Here is an 8936-nt window from a genome sequence, read left to right on the forward strand (position 1 = left end):
GAACAAACGGCGGCAGTATTAATGCTGCAAGGGACGGCATCGGATGTGGGGAAAAGTGTAATAACGACGGCACTATGCCGAATATTCAAGCAGGATGGGTTTAGGCCAGCCCCGTTCAAATCACAGAACATGGCGCTGAATTCCTACGTCACGGAAGACGGCAAGGAAATCGGAAGAGCCCAGGGGGCTCAGGCCGAGGCGTGCGGCATTGAAGCGACGACGGATATGAATCCGATCCTGATCAAGCCGGTTCGGGATATGCATTCCCAGATTGTCGTACACGGTGTACCTCTTGCACAGATGAGTGCGTGGGATTACCGGCAGCATTTTCTACCCGAAGCCAAGGAGACGGTCATGGATGCGCTGAATCGGTTACGCGCGACGTATGATATGGTGCTGATGGAAGGCGCAGGCAGTCCTGCAGAGATTAATCTGAAGGATCGGGATATCGTTAACATGAATCTGGCTGGCTGGGCGGATGCTCCGGTTATTCTGATCTCGGATATTGATCGTGGCGGCGTCTTTGCCTCCATTGTAGGTACACTGGAGCTGCTCGAGCCACATGAGGCTCAGCGTGTGAAAGGATTCATCATCAACAAGTTTCGTGGAGATCTGTCCTTGCTGCAGCCTGGATTGGACTGGCTTGAGGAACGGACAGGCATTCCCGTACTTGGCGTACTGCCATACATAAGCGATATTCAGATTGAAGCGGAGGACTCGGTGGTACTGGATTCCATGCGACACGGTAAATCCGGTCAGCACGAGCTTGATCTTGCGGTGATTCGTTATCCGCGTATTTCCAACTTTACAGACTTCGATGCACTTTCCCGGGAACCGGATGTGAATGTACGATACGTAACTTCTCCCGATGAACTGGGTCATCCCGATGTCATTCTGCTTCCGGGTACGAAGGATACGATTGGAGACCTGGCATTTCTGCGTGTATCAGGACTGGAGCAAGCAATTGCCAGCCAGACGGAGCGTGAACATGTTCAGATTGTCGGGATATGTGGTGGATATCAGATGCTCGGTCAGCATCTCAAAGATCCATTTGCGGTAGAAGCGAATCAGATCCAGGAAGCCAACGGATTGGGATGGCTCCCCCTATCGACAACATTTCTACAGAACAAACAAACGGTAAGAGCCTCCGGGCATGTTCATGGTCTTCATCCAATTCGTTTGTATGAGGAAAGCGATGCAGCAAGCTCACTGCCCATCGATGGATACGAAATTCACATGGGCGTTACCGAGTGTCTTGAGCCTGGAAATGTAACGGCCTTGTTTGAAATCGCCCATTCAGGAGGCCAATCCTTCAATGAAGGCTGGGGCACTGTGGATGGTAAGGTGTGGGGAACGTACCTGCATGGTTTATTTGAAAGCGATCTGTTCCGGCGTTCATGGCTCAACGGTCTGCGTGAAGGAAAAGGGCTTGCTCCGCTGCTGGAGACGTACAGCGCACGTGAACGCAAGGAAATGGAGTTTGACCGTGTCGCCGAGTCGTTACGGTCTTCACTGGATATGCAGCGGGTGTACGAGATTATGGGTGTTCAGGCACCTGAATAAGCGAAGCGTTCGCCTTTATCCCCAGATTTTACCCTTTGTAAAAGTGAATCAAAAAAATCTGGGGGTAACAGCGATCGGAAGGTTGTTCTGTCATCGGAGTGGTAAGTGTAAATATTCTTTAGTTCAATTTATATAATATGCAGTCCAAAAAAATACCCCCATGTATGGCAATCGTTCCCTGGAAACTGAACGATGCTGAGCATGGGGGTATTTGCATATCCTATATTAAAGTGTGATTCGAATATGGGAATAATGGGTTAAAGGTATTCCGGTTAGTTTATTTTGAAGTTCTTCATGGCGGATTGCAGTTCTACCGCTTGCTCATGCAGATGACGTACGGTATTGGAATGGGAGTCCATCTCATTCAGTTGGAGATCCGCTGTAGAAGCAATCTGTTGCATACTTTGACGAGACTTGGACGTAATCTGAGCGGTTTCTTCCACGGAAGCACTGACTTCTTCAGCTCCAGCAGATACTTGCTGGGTCGAGGCCGATACTGTCTGAATCGTCAGATTGACGTTCTGAATCAATTCGTTAAGCTGCTGGAACGCGGAGCCTGCCTGTTGAACCACGTGAGTACCTGATCCAATCTCTTGGGTTACGCGGTTCATGGCATCAACCGAACGTTCTGCGTCTTCGCGGATCGTACCCAGGTAATCGGAGATTTCCTCTGTAGCTGTCTTGGATTGTTCTGCTAGTTTGCGAACTTCTCCGGCAACGACAGCGAATCCGCGTCCATGCTCTCCAGCACGTGCTGCTTCAATGGAAGCGTTGAGGGACAGCATGTTAATCTGTTTCGTGATTTCAAAAATGGATTGAACAATGGTCCCTATGGCGATTGAGCGCTCGTTCATCGTTTCGACATAGCGCAGAGATTCGCTCGCGGTCTGACCGACACGTTCCATTTGCTGAATGGCATCCTGAGCCAGTCGGTTACCGTTAACAGCTTCGTTCGCAGCATCTCCGATCTGCTCGGATACTTCGGCAGAAGAAGAGGCAATGTGCATAATGCCTTGAGTAATTTCTTCCATGGCTCTTGCATTCTCGGCTGCGCTGGACGCGATGCTTACGCTGCCTTTTTCGGCGCTTTCCGCAGAACGACTGGAGTCTTTCACCATACCAGACATGGATTCTACCCGTTTGAGCAAATCATTGGAGCCTTCCACAACTTCATTGGATGTAGAAAGGGCGCGGCTAATCATTTCTTTCAGATTATGAGTCATCGTCTGGAAGCTTGAAGCGAGCTGTGCAATTTCATCCTTACCTTTAATCTGAAGTTCAGCGGTCAGATCTCCTTGTGATATCTGTTTGCTGTGTTGAACGAGCTTGATGATTGGCTTGGTTACTCGTTTGATCATACTTGTCGAGATGAGCCATCCGAGCACAAAGACCAATGCTGTGATACCGAGGCACAACCAGAAGATCTGGGCAATTTTGTCTTGAATGAATTGGGCATCCATACTAACAGCCATGATCATGTTACTTCCTGCAATCGGAATAAAGGCCGCTTTATGTACACCGAAGGAATCGGCATAAACGTTGCTGATTTCCATTTCTTTTTTCTCCGTGGCCTCATTCATTGCTGCTTCTACTTTAACCTCATCTCCGGCTTTCATGCCTGAGGAGGTATTCGCGATTACAACGGTAGCTTTACCATCCTGAATGGCTACGACGTAGGCTGCGTCCAGATTATGCTCTTTGGCTTTACCAGCCAAATACGATTCCACGGTCAGTGCAGCACCATCAGAGCTGGCCCCACCACTCTGTACTTGCAAAATTTTCGAAGCTGATGTGTTCTTGTATATATCCTGAATGGACGTGCTCAGGACCTTGTCGAACTGTGGAAGCACGTAGCTCTGCATAATATTCATGGAGACAGCATAGAAACTGATACTAAACAACAGGGAAGCAACCAGCAGTACGAGGAACAACGTGCCTCTGATTTTACCAGCAACGGTGCGATTTCGAAACATAGGATCATCCTTTCACGTCATGTTCATTAACATTGTCGCTTTTCCGTTATCGTAAGACTAAATACCAACGAAGAAAGGCCTAATTTTCACGTTGAGAAAACTTGGGAATAAGCGGATATACCTATATTACAAAATTAACCGGAGGTTGAATACAATAATTTTCACGATTCAGTGTATTTTTTTCAGAAATAGATGAATTTATTACATCCATATTACATAATATCAATTAATACCTACCAGAATAGTTTGTTATGTGATATATTGTTGAATATCGCTTTTGAGCGAGTAGAAAACCGGGATATTCGGTTACTCACACTGAGGAGGATTTATACAAATGAATACCTTTTTAATCATTTTGAACGTAGTGGTTATGCTCGCTCTACTAGGTGTCCTGTTCTGGATGCAGAAGAAACATATTTCCTTTACGAAGCGTGTATTTGCGGGTTTGGGCATTGGGGTCGTCTACGGCGTCATTCTGCAACTGATCTACACGTCTGATTCTGACATCATTACCAAGTCGGTCGATTGGTTTAATCTGGCCGGTTCAGGATATGTTCGTTTGTTACAAATGGTCGTGATTCCATTGATTATGGTATCCATCATTTCGGCCATCATGAATCTGAAAGGCAAGCAGAATCTCGGTAAAATGAGCCTTTCGATTATCGCCATCCTGCTCATCACGACGGCGATTGCCGCAAGTGTGAGTATTGTGACGAGCTTGAGCTTCAACCTGACTTCCATTGAGATCGAAGGTGGAGACAGAGAGCTTGCACAGGGGCAGAAAATGGAGGAACGTCTCGTTGACGTGAAGGATCAGACGATTCCACAGCAAGTACTGGAGTTCATTCCGTCGAATCCGTTCGCGGATATGACCGGAGAACGTCGTACATCCACGCTGGCTGTTGTTATTTTTTCAGCCTTTATCGGTGTGGCCGTACTCGGACTGGATCGCAAAAAACCACAGCAGGCGGAAACGTTCCGCGGCATGGTCAATGCGGTATATGCGGTGGTTATGAGAATCGTAACGCTAGTGCTCAGGCTGACGCCATACGGGATTCTGGCGCTGATTACGAAGGTAACCGCCACAACGAACCCGGATGAGATACTGAAGCTGATCAAATTCGTCATTGCTTCCTACGTGGCGTTGATCGTGATGTTCATCATCCACCTGATTATTATCTCACTGTTTGGTTTCAATCCAATTACGTATGTGAAAAAGGTTCTGCCAACGCTGATATTTGCCTTCACATCCCGGTCAAGTGCGGCAGCTATTCCGCTTAACGTAGAGACACAAACGAAGAGACTGGGCGTATCGGACGGGATTGCGAACCTGTCGGCAAGTTTCGGGGCTACCATTGGTCAAAACGGCTGCGCCGGGATCTATCCGGCCATGCTGGCGGTCATGATTGCTCCTACGGTCGGGATCGACCCGATGAGCTGGGACTTCATCATTACCCTGATCCTGGTGGTCGTGATCAGTTCATTCGGCGTAGCCGGTGTAGGCGGCGGGGCAACCTTCGCTTCCCTGATCGTGTTGTCCACGATGAACCTGCCAGTAGCTTTGGCAGGATTGCTGATCTCGGTTGAGCCGCTCATCGACATGGGGCGTACGGCGCTGAACGTGAACGATTCGATGACCGCAGGTCTCGTATCCAGCAAAATTTTGAAAGAAAACGATCAGGATACATTCAATGATCAAAGCCGTGATCTGGATTCCGCCATTCAGGTGTAATTGATTCGGACTCACTTATAACCTCTGGCAGGTGGACGTATAAATACCATAAGCCTGATCAGCCGTCCTTCGGGTTAACCCGGAGGACGGTTTTTTTACATTAAAGAGTACGTTGGAGTTATTTAGTGCTGTTCAACCTTGGGGAAATGTGATAGAGTAATCATGTTTTGGCCCGGAGCCAAACCGCGGTTCGTAACCATCCCGCGTAATCAAAACTAGGAAGGCAGTGTATGATTTGTGTTTAATTTAGGATGGGGAGCGCTTTTCGTTCTCGTAACGTATGGATTTTTCCTTTTGTGTTACCGCTTGTTCGGTAAAAAGGGTCTTTATGCCTGGATCGGTGTGGCAACAGTCATTGCCAACATTCAGGTGACCAAAACGATAGATATTATGGGTATCGTTCTGACACTGGGCAATACAATGTATGTCAGTATGTATCTGACCAGCGATCTGCTCAATGAGAAGTATGGACCAGGTGAGGCGCGTAAAGCCGTATGGTTCGGGTTTTTCACATTGATCATGACGACAGTGCTGATGCAGATGGTATTGTTCTTTGAGCCAGCGTCTACGGACTTTGCACAGGATTCGATGAAAACTCTGTTTGGTATGCTGCCACGTCTGGCACTCGGAAGTCTGTCGGCATATTTCATCAGTCAGTTTCTGGATGTACGACTGTACACTTGGCTGCGTAAGGTGGCACCAGGGCGTAATCAGTTGTGGATACGCACAAACGGAAGTTCCATTATCAGTTCGTTTGTGGATACGCTGGTGTTCTGTACAATCGCTTTTGCATTCATCTATTCATGGGATGTCTGGCTTGAGATTTTCCTGACGACGTACGTGATCAAATTTGTATTGACCGCGGTAGGAACGCCGTTTCTATATGCTGCACGAAGCTTTAAATTCAAGGACGAAGCCTAGACTCGTAGTTAAGTTCGTCGGCATATTGTTGAATTTAAACACAAAAGTCCCGCAAAGCCATGCATTCATGGTTTCGCGGGACTTTTTGTTATGACACTATATTTTCTTCGGGAAAATGGAATTGAGACTGATATGATCCCAAAAAGGATTAGTCCGTTAGGATATGCAGCTCTTTTGGATAGGTTGTCAGCACCTCGACGCCATTTTCCGTCACGAGTACATCATCCTCAATACGGACACCGCCTGCGCCAGTTACATAAATGCCCGGCTCAATCGTAAATACCGTACCTTCCTCCAGAATGTCCATGTTCTGACCATGCAGTGAAGGATACTCATGCACGTCAATACCCATCCCATGTCCAACTCTGTGCAAGAAGCGTTCGCCGTATCCGGCTTCTTCCGTAACCTGGCGTGCTGCACGGTCAATATCCGCACAGGTAACGCCTGGCTTCACAGCACGAATGGCAGCTTCGTTGGCTGCGAGCACGGTATTATAGATGGTTTTGAGTTCAGGAGAAATGTCACCAAAGGCAAATGTGCGCGTAATATCCGATGCATACCCACCAGCGTAGACACCCATATCAAACATCAACAGATCGCCATGCTGCAATTTTCGTTCACCCGGTGTGCCGTGTGGCAAGCCAGTTTTGGGTCCAGTAAGCACCATGGTATCAAAGGAAGGACCGTCTGCACCCAACTTCTTCATCTGGTATTCCATTTCGGCAACCAGTTCAATTTCGGTTACGCCTGTACGAACATGGGACAGTCCCTGGCGAAGCGTTTCTTCGATCAGATGAATGGCGTGGCGAATGCGTGCCACTTCATCCGGTGTTTTTTTCACACGCAAGGTGCGAAGCAGAGGGCCGACATCTTCAAAGTTGGCTGCGCCCAGCGCGGTGGTCAACTGTTCATAACGTGCGACAGTCACGTATTCTTTTTCGAGGCCTACGCGGCCCAGACGTCCCTGATAACGCTCAAATAAGGCGTAAGGATTGTCCGTATCTGAATGCGTGGCAATGTTCGAGACCGAAGAAGCGGCTGCGGCAGCTTCCTCGTCGAGTGCAGGCACGATCAACAGCGGATCTTCGCCGCGTGCAAGAACAAGCCCGAGGAAACGTTCATGCGGATTGCTAGCAAAACCTGTTAAATAGTAAATATGTTTCGGATCTGTAATCAGCATGGCGTCCAATCCTTGCGTAGACAGACCAGCTTCCAGCCGGGATAAAGGAGTTTGATTCATGAGTGTATACGTCCACCTTTCAGTTCGTTCTATCTTTCTATTATAGAAGAATATCGGGGAAATCCAAATGGAAGACCGTTATGCATGGAAAATAGCTTGAATTCTCCGTTTGAGGAGCAGGAGGGAAGGGTAATACAGGGCGAAACTTCGTTGTGCTTGCTAACTGATGATGGAGATGGATAAACCTTGAACGAAGCTGAACATAATTTAGAACCATTGGAAATAACTGAACTAACCTCAGAGACGGAATTGAGCTGAAGTTTAAAAAAATGACATGATAACCGCGGTAGTAGAAGGGAGATGTAATCATGAATAATCGACTAAACGTTCCGTTATATGCTTCGTTACTCAGCATGGCCTTATTAACAGCCTGTGCTTCCGGTGACCCGACGACAGGATCAAAGCAAACGTCTCAGGGACAAGGTACAGGTCAGGGACAGACGACGGCGAGCGAAGGCAATAACCGTGCGAGTGGCGGTGAAGAGGGAACGGATGAAAATGCCGTTATTCCTTACGAGGCTTCCGTGCTGGTCGACGGACTCAATGTACCCTGGGAGTTGGTGAGCGTGCCTGATGGGCGGATGTTTATAACGGAGCGGCCGGGCACTGTTCGGGTCATTGAGAGCGGAGAGCTGGATTCCGAACCCCTGATCGAATTTACGGCTCCATTTAATGAAGAGGGTGAAGGTGGATTGCTGGGCCTTGCTGCTGATCCAGACTTTGATGATAATGGCTATCTGTATGCATATCATTCCTATCTTGAAGGCGATGACATTGCAAATCGGGTATTGCGCTTAAAGGTAAGTGGCGGCAAAGCGACTATAGACAAGGAGTTGCTCGGTGATATTCCGGGCGGTATGAATCATAATGGGGGCCGGATCAAGATTGGCCCTGACCATCTGCTCTATATTACGACAGGTGAACGATATTAGCCGGAGCTGGCTCAGAACGAAGACAGCTTGGGTGGAAAAATATTGCGGATTGGTCTCGACGGATCGATCCCAGAAGACAACCCGTGGCCTAATTCGCCTGTATATAGCATGGGGCATCGGAATGCCCAGGGGCTGGCCTGGAACCCGAATAATGGCTATCTGTACGCCACGGAGCATGGGCAGCGTAATTTTGATGAAATTAACCGCATTGAAGCCGGTGAGAATTATGGCTGGCCTGAAGTGGAGGGGGATGATGACAACAATGGTGCTTATCAGGTTCCGCTTGCACATAGTGGTGATGAGACGTGGGCTCCATCAGGTGTAGCGTATATAGAGGAAGGCCCGTGGGCTGGATCACTGCTTGCTGCCAATCTACGGGGTGAACAACTTCTCAAAATCACACTGTCAGAGGATGGCACAAAAGTAACACAGGTGAAACCGATTTTTGAAGGCGAGTGGGGGCGTATTCGCAATGTAACTGCGGGGGAAGACGGAAAGTTATATGTGCTGACGAACAACAGGGATGGCCGGGGCTCTCCACGTGATGGAGATGACCAATTGATCGTTCTTACGCC

General features: G+C 48.3%; 5 protein-coding genes and 1 pseudogene. 4 read left to right on the top strand and 2 right to left on the bottom strand.

Annotated elements, in window-relative coordinates:
• Positions 1–21 precede the first annotated feature (21 nt).
• Positions 22–1563 carry a cobyric acid synthase gene (locus tag AMS66_RS15985; protein ID WP_053781811.1) on the top strand — a complete coding sequence of 514 codons (1542 nt, stop codon included), beginning with the start codon at positions 22–24 and terminating at the stop codon, positions 1561–1563.
• Positions 1564–1835: 272 nt separating this feature from the next.
• On the opposite strand, the gene AMS66_RS15990 is transcribed toward AMS66_RS15985, so the two are convergent.
• Entirely contained in the window at positions 1836–3536 is a 1701-nt protein-coding gene (locus tag AMS66_RS15990; RefSeq protein WP_053781748.1) for a methyl-accepting chemotaxis protein, read from the bottom strand.
• Positions 3537–3870: 334 nt separating this feature from the next.
• Here AMS66_RS15990 and AMS66_RS15995 point away from each other — a divergent pair, with 334 nt between their 5' ends.
• Together AMS66_RS15995 and AMS66_RS16000 are read left to right on the top strand one after the other, a co-directional pair.
• Complete coding sequence (locus AMS66_RS15995) at positions 3871–5268, top strand: L-cystine transporter (RefSeq protein WP_053781749.1); 1398 nt, start codon at positions 3871–3873, stop codon at positions 5266–5268.
• 237 nt (positions 5269–5505) lie between these two features.
• On the top strand, positions 5506–6189 hold the full coding sequence (locus AMS66_RS16000; RefSeq protein WP_053781750.1) for a queuosine precursor transporter: 684 nt from the start codon (positions 5506–5508) through the stop codon (positions 6187–6189).
• Positions 6190–6337: 148 nt separating this feature from the next.
• Here the strand turns inward: AMS66_RS16000 and AMS66_RS16005 are convergent, their stop codons facing one another.
• Complete coding sequence (locus AMS66_RS16005) at positions 6338–7429, bottom strand: M24 family metallopeptidase (protein WP_053781751.1); 1092 nt, start codon at positions 7427–7429, stop codon at positions 6338–6340.
• 581 nt (positions 7430–8010) lie between these two features.
• Between AMS66_RS16005 and AMS66_RS16010 the strand changes: the two are divergent.
• Positions 8011–8936: pseudogene (locus AMS66_RS16010) on the top strand (PQQ-dependent sugar dehydrogenase); the annotation flags it as partial.

Source organism: Paenibacillus xylanivorans, assembly GCF_001280595.1.
Lineage (GTDB): Bacteria > Bacillota > Bacilli > Paenibacillales > Paenibacillaceae > Paenibacillus > Paenibacillus xylanivorans.